Annotated in this window: 18 protein-coding genes, 1 tRNA gene and 1 pseudogene; 12 read left to right on the top strand and 8 right to left on the bottom strand. The window is 72.4% G+C overall.

The window, feature by feature from the left end; translation table 11 throughout:
* The first annotated feature begins 102 nt into the window (after nt 1-102).
* Nucleotides 103-177, top strand: a tRNA-Glu gene (locus WME98_RS50405).
* A gap of 186 nt (nt 178-363) precedes the next feature.
* On the opposite strand, the pseudogene WME98_RS50400 reads toward WME98_RS50405, so the two are convergent.
* From WME98_RS50400 to WME98_RS50365, 8 genes and pseudogenes are all read right to left on the bottom strand, one after another.
* A pseudogene (locus WME98_RS50400) lies at nt 364-816 on the bottom strand (tyrosine-type recombinase/integrase); the annotation flags it as partial.
* Between the two features lie 583 nt (nt 817-1399).
* The gene (locus tag WME98_RS50395; RefSeq protein WP_437948709.1) at nt 1400-1741 is read right to left on the bottom strand and encodes a hypothetical protein; all 342 of its coding nucleotides are present in this window, start codon (nt 1739-1741) and stop codon (nt 1400-1402) included.
* Entirely contained in the window at nt 1738-2937 is a 1200-nt protein-coding gene (locus WME98_RS50390; protein ID WP_437948707.1) for a hypothetical protein, read from the bottom strand. The genes WME98_RS50395 and WME98_RS50390 overlap by 4 nt, the downstream gene beginning before the upstream one ends.
* Nucleotides 2934-3122, bottom strand: coding sequence for a hypothetical protein (locus tag WME98_RS50385; RefSeq protein ID WP_437948705.1), 189 nt, complete (start codon nt 3120-3122; stop codon nt 2934-2936). The genes WME98_RS50390 and WME98_RS50385 overlap by 4 nt, the downstream gene beginning before the upstream one ends.
* Nucleotides 3122-4420, bottom strand: a complete 1299-nt coding sequence (locus tag WME98_RS50380; RefSeq protein WP_437948703.1) for a hypothetical protein — start codon at nt 4418-4420, stop codon at nt 3122-3124. Before WME98_RS50380 ends, WME98_RS50385 begins: the two co-directional genes overlap by 1 nt.
* A 193-nt stretch (nt 4421-4613) precedes the next feature.
* Nucleotides 4614-5519 carry a hypothetical protein gene (locus WME98_RS50375; protein WP_437948702.1) on the bottom strand — a complete coding sequence of 302 codons (906 nt, stop codon included), beginning with the start codon at nt 5517-5519 and terminating at the stop codon, nt 4614-4616.
* Nucleotides 5516-5998, bottom strand: a complete 483-nt coding sequence (locus WME98_RS50370; protein ID WP_437948700.1) for a hypothetical protein — start codon at nt 5996-5998, stop codon at nt 5516-5518. The genes WME98_RS50375 and WME98_RS50370 overlap by 4 nt, the downstream gene beginning before the upstream one ends.
* A 48-nt stretch (nt 5999-6046) precedes the next feature.
* Complete coding sequence (locus WME98_RS50365) at nt 6047-6709, bottom strand: hypothetical protein (RefSeq protein WP_437948698.1); 663 nt, start codon at nt 6707-6709, stop codon at nt 6047-6049.
* Nucleotides 6710-6806: 97 nt separating this feature from the next.
* Here WME98_RS50365 and WME98_RS50360 point away from each other — a divergent pair, with 97 nt between their 5' ends.
* From WME98_RS50360 to WME98_RS50310, 11 genes are all read left to right on the top strand, one after another.
* A complete protein-coding gene (locus WME98_RS50360; protein WP_437948696.1) occupies nt 6807-7091 on the top strand; it encodes a hypothetical protein in 285 nt (94 codons plus the stop codon).
* Between the two features lies 1 nt (nt 7092).
* Nucleotides 7093-7740: a DnaJ domain-containing protein gene (locus WME98_RS50355; RefSeq protein WP_437948694.1), complete on the top strand. Its 648-nt coding sequence runs from the start codon at nt 7093-7095 to the stop codon at nt 7738-7740.
* A gap of 63 nt (nt 7741-7803) precedes the next feature.
* Nucleotides 7804-8061 carry a hypothetical protein gene (locus WME98_RS50350; RefSeq protein WP_437948692.1) on the top strand — a complete coding sequence of 86 codons (258 nt, stop codon included), beginning with the start codon at nt 7804-7806 and terminating at the stop codon, nt 8059-8061.
* A gap of 49 nt (nt 8062-8110) precedes the next feature.
* Entirely contained in the window at nt 8111-9157 is a 1047-nt protein-coding gene (locus WME98_RS50345; protein ID WP_437948690.1) for a hypothetical protein, read from the top strand.
* A complete protein-coding gene (locus WME98_RS50340; protein WP_437948688.1) occupies nt 9154-9510 on the top strand; it encodes a hypothetical protein in 357 nt (118 codons plus the stop codon). Before WME98_RS50345 ends, WME98_RS50340 begins: the two co-directional genes overlap by 4 nt.
* On the top strand, nt 9510-10613 hold the full coding sequence (locus tag WME98_RS50335) for a hypothetical protein (RefSeq protein ID WP_437948686.1): 1104 nt from the start codon (nt 9510-9512) through the stop codon (nt 10611-10613). The genes WME98_RS50340 and WME98_RS50335 overlap by 1 nt, the downstream gene beginning before the upstream one ends.
* Nucleotides 10610-11398 carry a hypothetical protein gene (locus tag WME98_RS50330; RefSeq protein WP_437948685.1) on the top strand — a complete coding sequence of 263 codons (789 nt, stop codon included), beginning with the start codon at nt 10610-10612 and terminating at the stop codon, nt 11396-11398. The genes WME98_RS50335 and WME98_RS50330 overlap by 4 nt, the downstream gene beginning before the upstream one ends.
* Entirely contained in the window at nt 11395-12885 is a 1491-nt protein-coding gene (locus tag WME98_RS50325; RefSeq protein WP_437948683.1) for a replicative DNA helicase, read from the top strand. The genes WME98_RS50330 and WME98_RS50325 overlap by 4 nt, the downstream gene beginning before the upstream one ends.
* Nucleotides 12882-13256 carry a hypothetical protein gene (locus WME98_RS50320; RefSeq protein WP_437948681.1) on the top strand — a complete coding sequence of 125 codons (375 nt, stop codon included), beginning with the start codon at nt 12882-12884 and terminating at the stop codon, nt 13254-13256. Before WME98_RS50325 ends, WME98_RS50320 begins: the two co-directional genes overlap by 4 nt.
* Complete coding sequence (locus tag WME98_RS50315; RefSeq protein WP_437948679.1) at nt 13253-13972, top strand: peptidoglycan-binding domain-containing protein; 720 nt, start codon at nt 13253-13255, stop codon at nt 13970-13972. The genes WME98_RS50320 and WME98_RS50315 overlap by 4 nt, the downstream gene beginning before the upstream one ends.
* Nucleotides 13969-14385 (top strand): hypothetical protein, encoded by a 417-nt coding sequence (locus WME98_RS50310; RefSeq protein WP_437948677.1) that lies wholly within the window; start codon nt 13969-13971, stop codon nt 14383-14385. The genes WME98_RS50315 and WME98_RS50310 overlap by 4 nt, the downstream gene beginning before the upstream one ends.
* Nucleotides 14386-14432: the final 47 nt, after the last annotated feature.

Below are 14432 nucleotides of genomic sequence, written 5' to 3'. Positions count from 1 at the left end.
CGCGCCGCGGGCTTCGCGGGGGCGGGGCCGGACGGAACGGGCGACGCGAGTTGGGCTTGCATTGCTCGACGACGGACGGTAGGTTCCCGCGCCGCATCGCCGGTCCCCATCGTCTAGCCCGGCCCAGGACTCAGCCCTTTCAAGGCTGCTACGCGGGTTCGAATCCCGCTGGGGACGCCCTGCCAAAGCCAACGATCTCGATAACTTACCACCTGTCGAACCCCATCCCTTGGGGTTTTGGGGTAGAGATTGGGGTAGAACGATCGGCGGGAAGACGCTCTTCGGGTCGGCGTGGAGTACGGCGGCGAGCCTGATGTATCCCATGGTGGTCTCCATGTTTTCGTGGCCACATTTGGCCATGATGACCTGCGGCGCCTCGCCGCGGATCGCGAGCCATGTGGCCGCTGTACTCCTGGTGTCGTGCCAGGTGATCTGCTTGCTGGTCGGCGTGGTCTTGTAGAGCTCTGCGCGCTCGACGCCCGCCCACTGGAGGTACTTCCGGAGCCGCGGCGCCAGGTCGCACAGCGTCGGCATCTCGACGAGCAGCGCCCGCCCCGCCGCGCGCGCCTCGGCGACGAGCTGCTCGAGCAGCGGCAGGATGTTCGGCTCGATCGGGATGCGACGAGGGTTGTTCGTCTTCGTCTCCTTCAGCGCGCCGCCGTGATCCCGGTCCACCGCGCGGTGGATGTGGATCGTGCGGTGTGCCAGGTCGACGTCGTCGACGTGGAGCGCCTCGAGCTCGCCGGCCCGGCAGTAGAGGTAGATCTGCACGGCGATGAGCCGGCGCCACCGGACGGGCACGCGCTCGCAAGCCATGAGGGCGAGGAACTCGCTGGGATAGATGAACTGCTTCCCCCGCGCGGGGCCCTCGTCGGGCGGCCGCACCTTCTCCGCCGGGTTGTCCTTCCGGACACGCAGATCGAGCGTCTTGCTCCTCGCCGCGTCGTCGAAGGCCTTCGAGGCGAGCCCCCAGACGTTGCGGGCCGTCTTCCAGGCAAGCTCTCCCCCGCGGACGGCCTCGTCGAGGCGCTGAACGAGCCGCTCGAGGTCCTCGGTCGTGACGGTCACCATGCGCAGCGCGCCGAGCTGCGGCGCGATCCACTTGTCCCAGCGCCCCCGGTCCGTGCGCACAGAGGCGAGCCCGCGCCGCTCGCGCTCGTCGAGCCAGGCCTCGCCCCACTCCGCGACGGTGGGGCCCTTGGGCGGTTCGGCGGCGGCCGGAGGGCCGGCCTTGGTCACCCCCTTGCGCTGGGCGAGCTCGGTTAGAGCGCGCGCCTTCTCCCAGGCCTGCTCCTCGGTCGCCCCCTTGGGGAGCGGCACCCGGGCGCCCCTGGAGCCGTCGGCGAGGGTGGGGCGCGCCCACCACCGGCCGGACCGGTACTCGACGGTTCCGGTCCGCTCAGCCACGGGCAGCGCGCCTCCTGCGCGGTGAGGCTGAGGTGGCGAGCTCCGCCTCGAGGGTCGCCTGCACCTGTCGCCGCTTCGTAGCTGGGCGCGAGAGGATGTAGGCGTCGACATCGCTCCAGAGTGCGCGCACCTCGCGGCCGACCTTGTGTGACGGGAAGTCCCCGCGCCGGGCGGCGTCAAGGAACATCCTCCCGGAGCCGAGGGGGTTGTTCTTGGCCGTAGCGTACCGCGGCGCGCTCGGCGCCTTCAGCCGCTGCTCCAGGAGGTCGGCGGCGAGCTCCGCCGTCATGGTGGCGAGGGCGCGCGCAAAAGCCTCGACGGCGGCGGAGTTCACTGGGCGCGCGCCTCCACGATGCCGCGGCGGCGCGCCGGCGGGAGGGCCTCTCGCGGCGGAGCTGACACCGCCGGCGGCAGACCGGGCAACAGGCGGCGCTCGCGGATGAGCTCTCCGACCGTCATGCCGGACTCGGGGTCGACGGTCTCAGCGAGCCACGCGTCCTCCCAGCTGGAGATGTTGAACTCCACGAGCACGAGCTTGGAGCGCACGGCGGTCACGATGGCGCGCCACCGCGCGCGCAGGGCGCGCTCGTACCTGGCCTTCACGGCGTCGTCGGGGAGCAACCGCTTCCCGTTGTAGCACCGGACCTCCTCCCGAAAGGACTCCTCCCGTGGGAGCTCCAGCGAGAAGCGCACGAGTCGGGAGCGGCAGCGGAACTGGATGGTCGTGACGTTCGTGTCGTTGTCGTGCATGTAGCCAAATTTATCAGCACCATACCTCTGCAAGATGTCCTGTATCTGGATTCGGCTCTTCTCGACCGGGATCCGCGAGCTGAAGAACGACTGCCCGCGCCCGTACCGCTGGCGCTTCTCGCCCTTCTTCGCCTTCTTCTTCTTCGTCGGCTTCTCCGGGGCCGGCGCGGCCTGGATCTGCGGCGCCGCCGCGGGGGTCGTCGTCTTCTTCGTCGTCGTCGCCATCGCTCTCCCCTTCCTTCCCGTCAGCCTCGTGCCGCCCCGCGCCCGTCGGCGGGCAGCCCACGCCTCCATCGCATCCTCGTGCGCGTGGCCCTGCGCCTCGGCGAAGACCTCGAGGACCTCCGCGCGCAGCTCGCGCGCGCCCGTGTCGGCCTCGAGCTCTTCGGGCGCCGGCGCCGCCGCGGCGCTCGTCGACCTCGCCATCGGCTCCTCCTCTCCGGCTCCCTCCGCGCTGCCGCGCACCTCGTCGAGGTACGCGACCGCGGCATCCTCATCCTCGACCAGGACGACGAGCACGCGCGCTGGATTGGCCTCGCGCACCTCGTCGCCACGGAACCCGTACATCGCGTCGAGCAGCCTCTCTGCGTAGGCCGCCGCGACGACCGCGATCACCACGCCGCCCGCGGCCCGCGCCCCGGGCAGCCGCGCGACGTCCGCCGCGATGGCCTGCCCGGCCGGCGCGGCGAGGAGGACCTGGCGAGCGCGCCCGGGTCGGCGCGACGCCCAGGCGGCAGCCAGCGCCTCGCGAGCGCGCTCGTCCAGGTCCACCGGCATCATGCCTCGTCGCCCTCTGCGGCGTGGCCCTCGCGCTCCGTGGCGTGCTCCTCCAGCGCGATCTCCAATAAGAACTCGGTCAGCAGGTCCTGCACGCTGTCAGCTAGCGTGAAGCCGGCCGCGCGGAGCTCCTCGGCGCTCGGCGCGTGCAGCGTGATCGTGCTTGGCACCAGCTGCCGCTGCGCCATCACTTCGCCTCGCCCTTCCGGGCCTGCGCGGCGCTCGCGAGGGCCGCACGCTTCACGGCGCTCGCTGCGGCCGCGCTCTCGCGCGCCTGCCGGAGCTGGCACTGCGCCCTGAGGATCGCGCCGCAGGCCTTCATCCGGCGATCTCGGCGCCGAAACCGGGTCTTCTCGTTCTGTTCCGCCGCGGCCTCGACGCCATCCAGCGCAGCCCGGAGCCAATCGATGATGTCGACGAAGCGGAGCTGCTCCTCGGTCGTGGTGGCCTGGTTCGCGTCCATCTCGGCGATCACCAGAGCCTGCCGGAGCATCTCGCGTGCGGTGTCCCCGGCCGCCCTCACCGCGAGGCGCGTCGTCGCGGCGACGTTCTCCTGGTCGAGGGCGGTACGCCGATCGATCAGCTCGGCGAAGGTGTCGAGGAAGCCCGCGGCCCGGTCGAGCATGTCCTCCGTCTGCCACCGGATGTCGTACGTCGTCTTGTACGCCGCGGGCGCGGCTGTGGAATCGGCCGCCGGGGTGGCCGGCTGGGGCGGCGCGTGGCGCGCGGGCGCCATGGGCACGTCGCCATCGTCGATCGCGATCATCACCCGTTCGTGCAGGGTGGCGGCGACCTTGGCTCTGGCCTTCGCGCGCCAGAGCTGGCGGTCGATCACGGCATCGTGCTGCTGGTCGTGACCGAGCACGCTCAGCAAGACGTCCAGATCGTCGGCGAGCGCGTCGAGAATCGCCGTAACCGGATCCTCGCCAGCGAAGGACCACGCGAGGAGCTCAGGCACGCTCGCGTGATGCAGGGTGCTGTCATCGTGGTCGCGCTCGATGCCGAGGATGTGGAGTGACCGGCGCTCCTGGCGAGGAGCGCCCATTGGCGCGGGCGCGGCGGCTGGCGCGGCCGGAGCGTCGGCCCGGCGCGACGTCGCGGGCGGGGCATCCGCCTGCCCGTACGCCCTCCTCTCGCCGCCCTCGATAGCCATCGCGGCGTCGCTGAGCAGATCCAGCTGCCCCTCGATGAAGCGGGCCAGCGGCGTGCCGGGCGCGCGGATCATCATCGCCAGGACCGGGAGCGTGTAGAGGCAGGCGTCCGCGGCCTCGTTCTCGTCCTGTGTCGTCCGGGCGAGGTCACGCGGCCGCCAGCGCTCGTGGAGCGCGAGCACCTCGTTGAGGAGCGCGCGCGGAGGGTACTCGCGCAGCTTGGTTGGAGACTCCGTGGCGCCGGCCTCCTCGGCGGGACGCGGCGCGCCGGCCCCGTTCATCTGCCCCCGATCTGGCTTGCTGGTGACTGCTTGAATCGACCCCTGTGCATTCATGGCGACCTCGATCGTTCAGTCCGTTGACGTCATGGGTCCGCGGGCACACGACGGCCCACGGAGACCCGCTCCCCAGGCTCCTCCAACAGTCGATTCTCCCCTTTCAAGACTTACGCCGAGCGCGCCGAAATTCTCACGTTGGGTGCGCGCTCACGGCATTACCTCCAGCTCCGCTTCATCGGCACGCGCACGCTCACGCAGCGGTCGGCCCCTCCTTCTCCGGCGCGTCATTCGCCGGGGTCGGGGCGGGATCGGTCGGGAGCGCGGCCGGCGCGCCGAACATCTCGGCGAAGGCCTGATCGAACAGCCGGCGGTCGCGCTCGGTGTACGAGAAGACCTCGCGAGAGCTGCCGTTGATGTCGCGCGGGAGCCTCTTCGGCGCCTCGCCGCGCTCGGCGGTGTAGAGCGCCTTCACGCGCTTGCCGAAGGTCGGCCCCTTCGACTTGAGCTCGGCGGCGGTCAGGCCGCGCGCCCGGAGGTAGCCCGACACGTCGAGCAGCGGGTTCTCGATCGCCGGCCGCTCGCCGGTCACCAGGGCCGCCGCGTGCTCCACCTTGTGGCGCAGGTACTCGGGAGCGTACAGGCCGGGGATCGCCACGTAGATGCTGAGCGCCTCCCTCTGGCGGAGCGCGAGCAAGCGGATCTGGCTCTCCTGGTCGTCTACCAGCGTCGACGGCGCGGGCTGGGCCTTCGGCAGCACGGGCTCACCGCGACGGAGCCGCGGGATCACCTCGTCGACGAGGAGTCGCCGGAGCCGACGGCCGGCCGGCTTCTCCGTCTTCGTGAACACGAGGTCGAAGCCGCTCTCGTACAGCACCATGAGGCGCGCCGTCGAGGATACCCACCCTGGGAGGGTATCCCCCGCAGCGGCCTTGAACCCTCGCAGCGCGTCGCCCTCGAGGACTTCGAAGTCATGCCCGGCGATGAACTCGTCGCCCCACTTGTCGCGGATGACGTCGACGAGCTTCTTCCCGTCATCGGCGTAGTCGAGGATCTTGCCGACCTGGGCCGCGATGACGCAGACGCGCCCGCGGAAAACGTAGGTCGTCAGCTCGTGCCCCTCGAACTGCGACGTGACGAAGATGAGGGCCGCGCTCACGCCGCCTCCAGGAGGCGCAGCACGCCGGTGCTCGCCAGCTCCGTCAGGACATCGAGGAAGCGGGCGGCGGCCACGTCGGAGGCCGCGGCGACGGCGCCCTCCCCGGCGATCAGGATCCCCGTCGCGAGGTAGACGCCGCTCGCGATGAGCGCGCCCGCGTCGAAGCCCACGTGGACCTCGCCGTGCTCGTCGACGACCTCGACGGGCAGGCACGCGCCCCGGCGGGGCCGCTCGGCGACGAGCTTGCCGAGGAGGCCGCGGGCCGCGGCGCCCAGGAGGACGACGCGGCCGTCGTCGAGCCTGGCGCAGTCGAGCGAGACCGTGCCGAGCGGCAGGGTGCTCCGCGCCTCGATGTGCGGGAAGGCGTGCGCCGCGCGCGTGGAGCGCGGCGCCGCAGGTGCGGGCCGGCCCTGGCGGGCGCGTCGGGTGGTGCGGGCAGAAGGTGGCCGGTGCGAGCCGGCAGCGTTCCGGGCGGGCATGCGAGCAATGTTGCTCGGTGGCCGCCGAGTGTCAAGCTAAGAAATGAGCTACACGTCGTCCTTAGCTCGGTTGTGCTCGTCCATCTTCACCGCAACGAGTTCATTGTTGGCCCAGTCCACCATGCCTCGCGCGAGTTCCACCTCGTCCTCGTGCGTCACGTGCGAGCGATCGCGGAGCTCCAGAGCGGAGACCACCAGCTTTCGCGGGAGGAAACTGGCGTACCTGAGCACGGTTGCCCACAGCGGCCCCCGCAGCACCCGCAGATCCTCGTCGCTGTCGTCGATGCCGCCGAGGTACAGACCGGCGCGCACAGCGAGATCCAGCGCAATCACGAGCCGCCCACTGCGCCGCCGCTCATCACGCAGGGTTTCAGTGACGGAGTGTGGCGATGGGCTGTACCCTTGGATCTCTGGCCGCTTCGGGACGGGCCTGGTGGGGGTTGGCGCTGGCCCCTCGCCGCGGAGGAGCCAGTCGGGGCTGGTTCTCAGCGCGGCCGCGAGCTTGGGCAGCGTCTCTGGGTCGACCGATGTGATCGATCCTCGAATGAGCTTGGACAGGACCGCGAGAGGAAGCTCGTGCTTGATCTCGAGGCTCCGGCGCGACGGCAGACGACCGTTGGGGTCCGGTGGTAGGCAATTGTATGCCCACCAACATCTGTCCGCAAACGTGGAGCTGTGGTCGGGCGGCGGAGCCAGCGACGGTTCGGTCATGTGAGCCATGTTTCCACATGGCCACCGGATCAGGCAAGCCCTGGCCTCGTGTTGCTTGAGCTTGACGCATGAGTCTAGCTGGCTACGATTGAGCAGCATGGACGATGCTGCTGCCTCGTTGCCCCGTTCCGCCCGCGCGCTGGCCCGCATCCTCGGCCACCGCGGCGATCTAGCCCGCAAGCTCCGCCGCGAGGTCGACCGGACCGTCCTCTGGAAGCTCAGCACGGGCAAGCGCCTCCCCGAGCTCGCCACGGCGGTGCGCCTCCACAAGCTGAGCCACGGCCGGATCAGCGTCTTCGGCTGGGCCGAGGAGGATCCGGAGCAGCCGGCGAACGACCAGGCGCCCCAGGACGAGCAGGCCACCGCCACCCCCGCCGCCTGACGTGCCCGCGCCGGCCTCCTCCGCGCCCGCGCCGTCGGCCGGCGTCATCTACGTCGCCGTCGCCTTCGGCCGCCCGCCGTCCGGCTACCGCTGCGCGCCGGGTCGGTACACCTGGGCCGCGTGGTGGCGCGCGCAGCCCGATCGCGCGGCGCCCGTGCGGCCCGACGGCATGGGCGGCTGCACGTCGCGCGAGAGCGGCCTCGCCGAGGCGGAGCGCATCGCCCGCGCGTTCGGTCGCACGGGCCCGCTCGAGGAGCTGCCCGCGGACTGGGCGCGCTGGTCGCGGTGCGGCGAGTGGCCGGAGGAGCGGGCCGCCAGGAAGGCCGAGCAGGATCGCCGCTGGCGGGAGGTGCAGGCGGAGGTCGATGCGGAGCTCCGGGCGCAGGCGGAGCGCGACTACCAGCGCTTCACGGATGACGTGCGCCGCCGCGTCGAGGAGCAGCTCCGGCGGCTCCTCGGCGACCCTGCCGCCGACGCTGCGGCGCTCGCCGCGCTCGGCCTGGCCCGCGGCGCCACCGCCGCCGACGTGAAGCGCGCCTACCGGCAGCGCGCCCTCGCTGCGCACCCCGACCGAGGGGGCTCCCACGAGGACTTCCTCAAGCTGACCGCCGCCCGCGACCGCGCTCTCGCGGTGGTCGGCGGCGCCTGATTCCTTCGCCGGCGTCGCGCCGGCTGTCTCGCGAACCGCGGCTCTGCCGCCCAGGAGACCGACATGCCGGAAGAAACCACGAGACCTGCTCCACCGAAAGGCGCGGTGCTCCGCGCACTCGCTGCCTCCGTCACCGCCACTATCGCAATCCGAGCTGCCATCGCCCTTGCTGGCGTCGCGAAGCGCGCTGCGGCCATCGCGAACCGCGCGGCGGCCATCGCGGATGACGCGATTGCCATGGTCGATCGTGCCTCTGGGCTCGACGCCGCCGCGAGCCCGGCCACCTCGACGCCGGCGGGGCGCACCGCCCGCGCCGCCTGACCCTACCACCGACGCAACCCGCGGCTCTGCCGCCATGGAGATCGACGCGATGACCGACCAGCAGAATCCGCCCGCCCCGACGCCTGATCATCCGTTCCAGTCCCGCTCGAACCACGAGCCCGCGCCGCACCCTGCCGCCGCGCTCTTCGACGCCGACCCGCGCCTCGCCGATGGCGTCGACGCCGCGGCCGCCGCCGTCGCGATCGAGTGCGCCGCGACGCAGCTCGCCGGCGCGGTAGTCGGCGGCCCCTCCGCCGACGATGACGCCGAGCCCAAGGTCGTGCGCGTGCGAGACGCCGCCATCGCTCTCGCTCGCGCCGCGGTGCTCGGGGCCCGCGCGCTGGGCGCGGCCGAGCGACCCTCGTCGCCGGCGGCCCGCGAAGGCCTCGCGACGCCGCCCACGTCCTCAGAGATCGCGGCCGCCCGCGAGCGCGGGGAGCCCGCGCCGGCCGAGGTGCGGGTCACGACGGCGGGCGGCAGCTCCGGAGCCGTCTGGCTCGACGCGGCCGTTGCGCGTCTGGCCGAGGTCATCGTCGGCTTCGACGCCGCCGGCGGATCGGCGATCCTCGCTCCAGCAGACCCGGAGGAGTGCGTCGAGGCGTACGGGCGTCGCCGCCATCGCGAGGCGCGCGACGCCCTGATCGAGCTGGTGCGCGCCGTGGCGGTGCCGGCGACCGCGGGCAGCCCCGCGCCTGCGGCTGCCGAGAAGAAGCCCGCCGAGGCGCCGCCGCCGGCGGACCGAGCGCGCGTGGGGCTCGCCGAGAGGCTCTTTCGCCGCCTGGTCGACGAGCTCGTCGACGCCGTCCCTGGGGGCGACGTGCAGCTCATCACGCGGCCGCTCCAGCCTGGTGATCTGGAGCGGATGCGGGCCGAGGTCGAGCGGACGCCGGAGGAGCGCTACCGGCGAGCGCTCGACGCCGAGGCCTTCGCGGAGCGCGCCTACCGCGCCGCCCGCGAGGCGACCGACACGGCCCGCAACGCGATGCTGAGCGCCCGGGCGCGCGAGGTCGCCGCGGACGAGGAGCAACGGATCCGGGAGCTCTGCATCCAGCGCGCCCAGCAGGTGGGCCTCGGCGGCGCGGAGGTGAGCCGATGAGCGGCCGCCGCTTGGGCCCTGGGGACGCGCCCGAGTCGATCGGCAGCATCCTCCGCCGCGTCTTCCCGACGCTGCTGGCTCCGATCTCCGACGCGGCCCCGGCGCCGCCGCGCGAGCGGACGCCGGCGATCGTGTTCTGCTCGGGGTGCGGGTCGAGCGCCGTCGACGTCGTGCGCTGGGCCTCGCCCAGCGTTCCGGTGCTGCGCTGTGCCGGCTGCGGGCACGAGGCCCACGTCCCCGGCTTCACGGTCGGGCGGTTCTACGGCGATGGCGCCGCGGAGGTCCTGCGGTCAGCGCGCGTCGACGCCGCGGTCTACCGCGGCTCGCGGGGGGTGGAGGCAACCGAGGGCTGATGGCCGGCCGGATCCGCACCATCAAGCCCGAGCTCCTGGAGGACGAGCGCACCGCGTCGCTCTCGCATCCGGCGTGGCGGCTCTTCGTGTCGCTCCTCCTCTTGGCGGACGACCACGGCCGATTCCGCGCGAACGCTGCGCACCTGCTCGGCGCCGCCTTCTGGGCCGCCCCGGCGGATGTCGCTGCGGCGCTCGGCGAGATCGAGACGTCCGGGCTCGTGCGGATCTACAAGGTGCGGGGGCAGTCCTACGGGCTGATCAAGGGGTGGACGAAGCACCAGCGCGTCGACCGCCCTGGCCCCCCGCGATGCCCCGGGCCGGACGAGGCGGATGCGGCATGCGCACCATGTGCGACAGATTCGCGAATCGATCGCGAGTCAGTCGCGAACCCATCGCGAGCAGATCGCGGGGCTCTCGCGACTGATCTCGATCTCGATCTCGATCCCGATCACGACCGGGATCGTATTGTGTCCGCTCCCGCGGCCACCCCCGAGCCTGTCGGCTCGGCCCCACCACACGACCCTACGCCCGAGAGCTCCGAGAGCGGCGAGGGGAGCCACGGCCACCCGGGGACTGGTGACAAGACCGCCCCGCCCTCGGCCGCTGCTGCCCCAAGAACCGCTCCGGCCGACCAAGCGCTCCAGCTGGTCCCTCCGGCGCCCAAGGAGGGGCGCAGGAAGCCCAAGGCGAAGCCCGAGGTCGAGTGCCCTAGCAGCGACGCCACCGGCGACGAGGTCGAGGCGTTCCTGCGGCAGTGGCAGATCACCGGCGACGAGGCCGAGGTCTCCCACTTCCTGGACCATCACCGGTCCAAGGGCAGCCGGTTCCGGGACTGGGGCGCGGCGTGGCGGACATGGCAGCGGAACGGGCAGCGCTTCGGGCGAATCGCTCCGCGGCCCGCCACGCTGTACGCGCGCGGCGCCGTCGACGACCGCTGCGAGAAGTTCGGCCTGACACGCGACGAGGCGGAGGCCGAGGCGAAGCTGCGGACCGACCGGTTCATGAGCGAGGAGGTCGAGCCGGGCGTGACGCGAGGACAGCAGATCGAGCGCCGAGAGCGTGAGTACCGCGAGACAGGCACCCTGAAGGAGGCACCGTTTTGAGCGACGACGACGACAAGAAGCGCAAGAAAGGCAGGTTCGAGCACGGGGCCGAGTCCGTCGGCGAGGTGCTCCGGAAGCTCCTGGCCGACAAGGGCATCGACCTCGACACGGCCGACGCGCGCCCGCGCTGCGTGGCCGGCTGCGGGACGGTGGTCGAGAGCGACGGGCAGTGGTGCGCGCCGTGCGCTCGCGCGGATCGGGCTCTGCTCCGCGCTGAGCGCGTGAAGGCGGCTTACGCGTCGCTCCCCGCGTGGCCGTGGTGCCGGTTCGACGATCCGAAGTTCGAGGCGATCCTGCGCCGAGCTCCTGACGTGCTGTCAGCCGCGCGCGCGTGGATTCCGAGCCACGGCGGCCTCGTGCTCATCGGCCGCACCGGCATCGGGAAGACGGCGGCGATGGTCGCGATGGCGCACCGGATCCTCGACTTCGCCAGGGACAACGAGCTCCCCGACGACAAGACGGACCTCCCGCGGCGCCTGCGGCTCATCCGGACCTCGGACATCATCCGGGCGACGCGGAATCACCCGTTCGGGGCCGGCTCGGATGCGCCGCTGCTCCGCACCGCCTACGAAGCCTCGGTCCTCATGCTCGACGACCTCGGACGCGAGCCGCCGGACGACAAGACCATCTTCGACATGCTCGACCACCGCTACTGGGCGGGGCTTCCGACCGTGGTCTCGACGAACCTCACCCGCGCTGAGATGCACGCTCGCTACGGCGAGGCCGGCGGGCGGCGGATCTGCGAGCTCGGCCGCGTCGTCGAGCACACGCGGGAGGGCCGGTGAACGTCTCTCGTGTCCCGCACCTGCCGCGGCTGCGCCCGATCAAGGGGCGCGTGCCGCCGCACAACCTCGACGCCGAGGCCGTCGTGCTCTCGGCGCTGCTCGAGGCGGACCGCATGGTGCGCGGCGGCATCTTCGGGCGCGACGAGGTCGAGCGCGTCTTCGCGCTGCTCAAGCCGGAGCACTTCTACTCGGACCCGAACCGGTTCGTCTACGAGGCGATCCTCGCGCTGCGCGAGGCAGGCACGCCGAGCGACATCGTGGCGGTCGCGAACGAACTTCGGAATCAGGACCGGTTCGAAGCCGTCGGCAAGGACTACCTCCCGCAGCTCGCGGACGCGACGGCCGCCGTGTTCCACGTCGAGGCCCACGCGGAGCTCGTCGTCGCGAAGTGGGTCCAGCGCACGATCGGCGCGCTCGGCCACCGCGTCGCGGCGGAGAGCTACGGCGACGTGGGCGAGGTGGCCGAGTGGATCGCGAGCATCCAGCGCGACCTGTACGAGCTGAGCAGCGTCCGCCGTGCGCCGGCCGGGGAGTACCTCAGCACGATCTTGCAGCGGCTGTTCCGGGCGAAGGAGGAGAACCCGGCGGCCGGCGCGGGCGAGGGCATCCGAACGGGCTACCTCGAGTACGACCGCAAGACGCTCGGGCTGCGCGCGGGGCAGCTGCGCATCGTCGCCGGGCGCCCGGGCAGCGGAAAGAGCAGCTGGGCGCGCGGGCTCGCGGTCAACGCGACGAAGACACGCGAGCCCGTGCAGATCGGCGCGGCCGTGTTCTCGATGGAGATGACGCGCGACGAGGTGTCGCTGGGCATGCTCTTCTCCGAGGCCCACGTCGACGGCAAGCTGTGGGCCTCGAACCAGCTCCAGGAGAAGCACTGGAGCCAGCTCACCAGCGCGGCCGCGGTCATCACGCAGCTCGGGCTCATCGTCGACGACACGCCCGCGCTGACGCTGGCGGAGCTCCGATCGCGCGTGCTGCGGTACGCCTCGGAGTTCGACCGGCCGGCGGAGGGCGGGCAGCGCGCGCGCCGGCTGGCCGTCGTGGTGGTGGACTACCTCCAGCTCATGAAGGGCTCGGGCAAGCCAGGGCTGAGCCGGCAGCAGGAACTCGGGGAGATCTCGCGCGGCCTCAAGGCGCTGGCGAAAGAGCTCCAAATCTGCGTCGTGGCGCTCGCCCAGATGAACCGCGAGGCGGAGAAGCAGCGGCGCCGGCCGCAGATGTCGGACCTGCGCGAGAGCGGGGACCTCGAGGCCGACGCCGACGAGGTGACCTTCATCCACCAGGCGCCCGACGACGACGCCAGGCCCGCGCCGGCGCGCCGCGGAGGCGGGGCCGGACACGGCCAGGACGTGGACGACGGCCCGGAGAAGGGCGTCGCCGAGATCATCATTCGCAAGCAGCGAGGGGGGGAGACGGGGATGATTCGCATGAGGTGGTTCGGGGAGTGCACGCGGTTCGTCGACCTCTCGCCGCGGGAGGCGCCATGAGCCGAAGTCAGCTGATCATCAAGATGGGCCACAAGAGCGCGATGAACTACACGGGGGCGGCCGCGGCGCTCTGGTGGATGCACCGCAGGGCGCTCGCCGCGTCGGCGCTCCTCACCGCCGGCTGCGCGCCGCTGTTCGGCCCGGGGGACGTCACTGTGCCGCCGCCGGAGGCGGTCAGCGCGGCGGTCGTGAGCTCGTATCCGTTCGCGGTGCGGGCCTGCCTCGAGTTCGGGTTGCTGCCCGCCGAGCGCGTGGCGTGCGTCGCGACGGCGCGGGAGGCGCTCACCGCGGCGCTCGGGGCGTACGACGCGGCGATCGACGCCAAGCTGGCCGAGCGGGCGCCGGCTCAGGAAGGGACGGTGGGGCGATGACCGAGCCTCGGTTTCTGCGGATCGGGGGCGAGGGCGACGACGTTGCGGCGTGGCAGAGGCAGCTCGTCGCGCTCGGGTACCGCCTCATCGTCGACGGCGATTTCGGGCCGCGCACGGACGCCGCGACGCGGAGCTTCCAGCGCGCCCGCAACCTGGCCGTCGACGGCATCGTGGGCCCCAGGACGAGGGCAGCGGCCGCGTCGCTGACCACCCCGTCGGGGCTCGTCGCGAAGGTCACGACGCCGCTCTCGGAGAAGGCGCTGCGGGACGTGCTGGCCCGCGGGCACGAGCTCCGCTTCGGGCGCGCGCCGTCGCCGGAGCGGCTCGCCTGCGCCTGGGCCCACGTCGCCCACGAAAACGCCCGGGGCCGCGCTGTGCACTGCAACAACCTGGGCAACATCAGCGCGTTCAGCTGGCCAAACACCTACTACGTCATCCGCGTCCAGGAGCGCGTCCAGAAGAACCCCGACGTGTGGCGCTGGGTCGACATGCGCTTCCGGGCGCACGCGGCTCCGGAGGTCGGGAGCTCCGACTACTGGGCGGTCATGGCGCAGAGCTACGCCGCGGCGCTGGTGCTGTTCGATGCGGGCCGGCCGTACGAGGCGGCGCTCGCGCTCGGCCGGAAGGGGTACTTCACGGCGCACCCCGAGCCGTACGCGACGAGCATGGCGCAGCTCTACCGGAGCTTCCCGGCGGATGGAGGAGCGAAGGGATGAACGACTTCCAGCTCAACTGGGCGCGCGAGGAGATCTACGACTGGGCCGCGTTCAGGATCATCGCCATCATCGGGATCACCGGCGGCGGGTCGATTGCCGCGGCGGCGTTCGGCGGACCGAGGGCGCTGCAGGCCCTGCTGGCCGTGGCGGGCGTCTTCGCGCTCGTCGTGCTGGGGATCGCCTGGGTGCGGCTCCGGGCGCTCCGGGCGCTCCGCGACGGGGCCACGCTCCCGGGCGTCGAGCCGACCTGGTACCCGCCGGCGCCGCCGCGGGTGACCGGCTGCAGCATGTGCAAGCACCTGCAGGACGAGCGCGTGGGCTTCCTCCACGAGATCGAAGGGCTCCGGCTGGAGCTCGGGGCCCTGCGTGCAGCGGGCTGCCCTCGCGCTGACCCAGCGCGCCCGGCCTCCTGAACGGCCGTTGCCCTACTCGTCGGCCTGGCCGCCGGCATACCCTGGGC

It is taken from the genome of Sorangium sp. So ce296 (assembly GCF_051529605.1).
Lineage (GTDB): Bacteria > Myxococcota_A > Polyangia > Polyangiales > Polyangiaceae > Sorangium > Sorangium cellulosum_D.
This window is presented reverse-complemented; position numbering and strand designations above follow the sequence as displayed.

Bases quoted from the DNA above. Each gene is read 5' to 3' on its own strand.
- WME98_RS50310 (WP_437948677.1), top strand. From the start codon at position 13,969: ATGAACGACTTCCAGCTCAACTGGGCGCGCGAGGAGATCTACGACTGG.
- WME98_RS50380 (WP_437948703.1), bottom strand. From the start codon at position 4,420: ATGAATGCACAGGGGTCGATTCAAGCAGTCACCAGCAAGCCAGATCGG.
- WME98_RS50390 (WP_437948707.1), bottom strand. From the start codon at position 2,937: ATGATGCCGGTGGACCTGGACGAGCGCGCTCGCGAGGCGCTGGCTGCC.
- WME98_RS50370 (WP_437948700.1), bottom strand. From the start codon at position 5,998: ATGCCCGCCCGGAACGCTGCCGGCTCGCACCGGCCACCTTCTGCCCGC.
- WME98_RS50315 (WP_437948679.1), top strand. From the start codon at position 13,253: ATGACCGAGCCTCGGTTTCTGCGGATCGGGGGCGAGGGCGACGACGTT.
- WME98_RS50345 (WP_437948690.1), top strand. From the start codon at position 8,111: ATGACCGACCAGCAGAATCCGCCCGCCCCGACGCCTGATCATCCGTTC.
- WME98_RS50320 (WP_437948681.1), top strand. From the start codon at position 12,882: ATGAGCCGAAGTCAGCTGATCATCAAGATGGGCCACAAGAGCGCGATG.
- WME98_RS50340 (WP_437948688.1), top strand. From the start codon at position 9,154: ATGAGCGGCCGCCGCTTGGGCCCTGGGGACGCGCCCGAGTCGATCGGC.
- WME98_RS50365 (WP_437948698.1), bottom strand. From the start codon at position 6,709: ATGACCGAACCGTCGCTGGCTCCGCCGCCCGACCACAGCTCCACGTTT.
- WME98_RS50350 (WP_437948692.1), top strand. From the start codon at position 7,804: ATGCCGGAAGAAACCACGAGACCTGCTCCACCGAAAGGCGCGGTGCTC.
- WME98_RS50360 (WP_437948696.1), top strand. From the start codon at position 6,807: ATGGACGATGCTGCTGCCTCGTTGCCCCGTTCCGCCCGCGCGCTGGCC.
- WME98_RS50385 (WP_437948705.1), bottom strand. From the start codon at position 3,122: ATGGCGCAGCGGCAGCTGGTGCCAAGCACGATCACGCTGCACGCGCCG.
- WME98_RS50335 (WP_437948686.1), top strand. From the start codon at position 9,510: ATGGCCGGCCGGATCCGCACCATCAAGCCCGAGCTCCTGGAGGACGAG.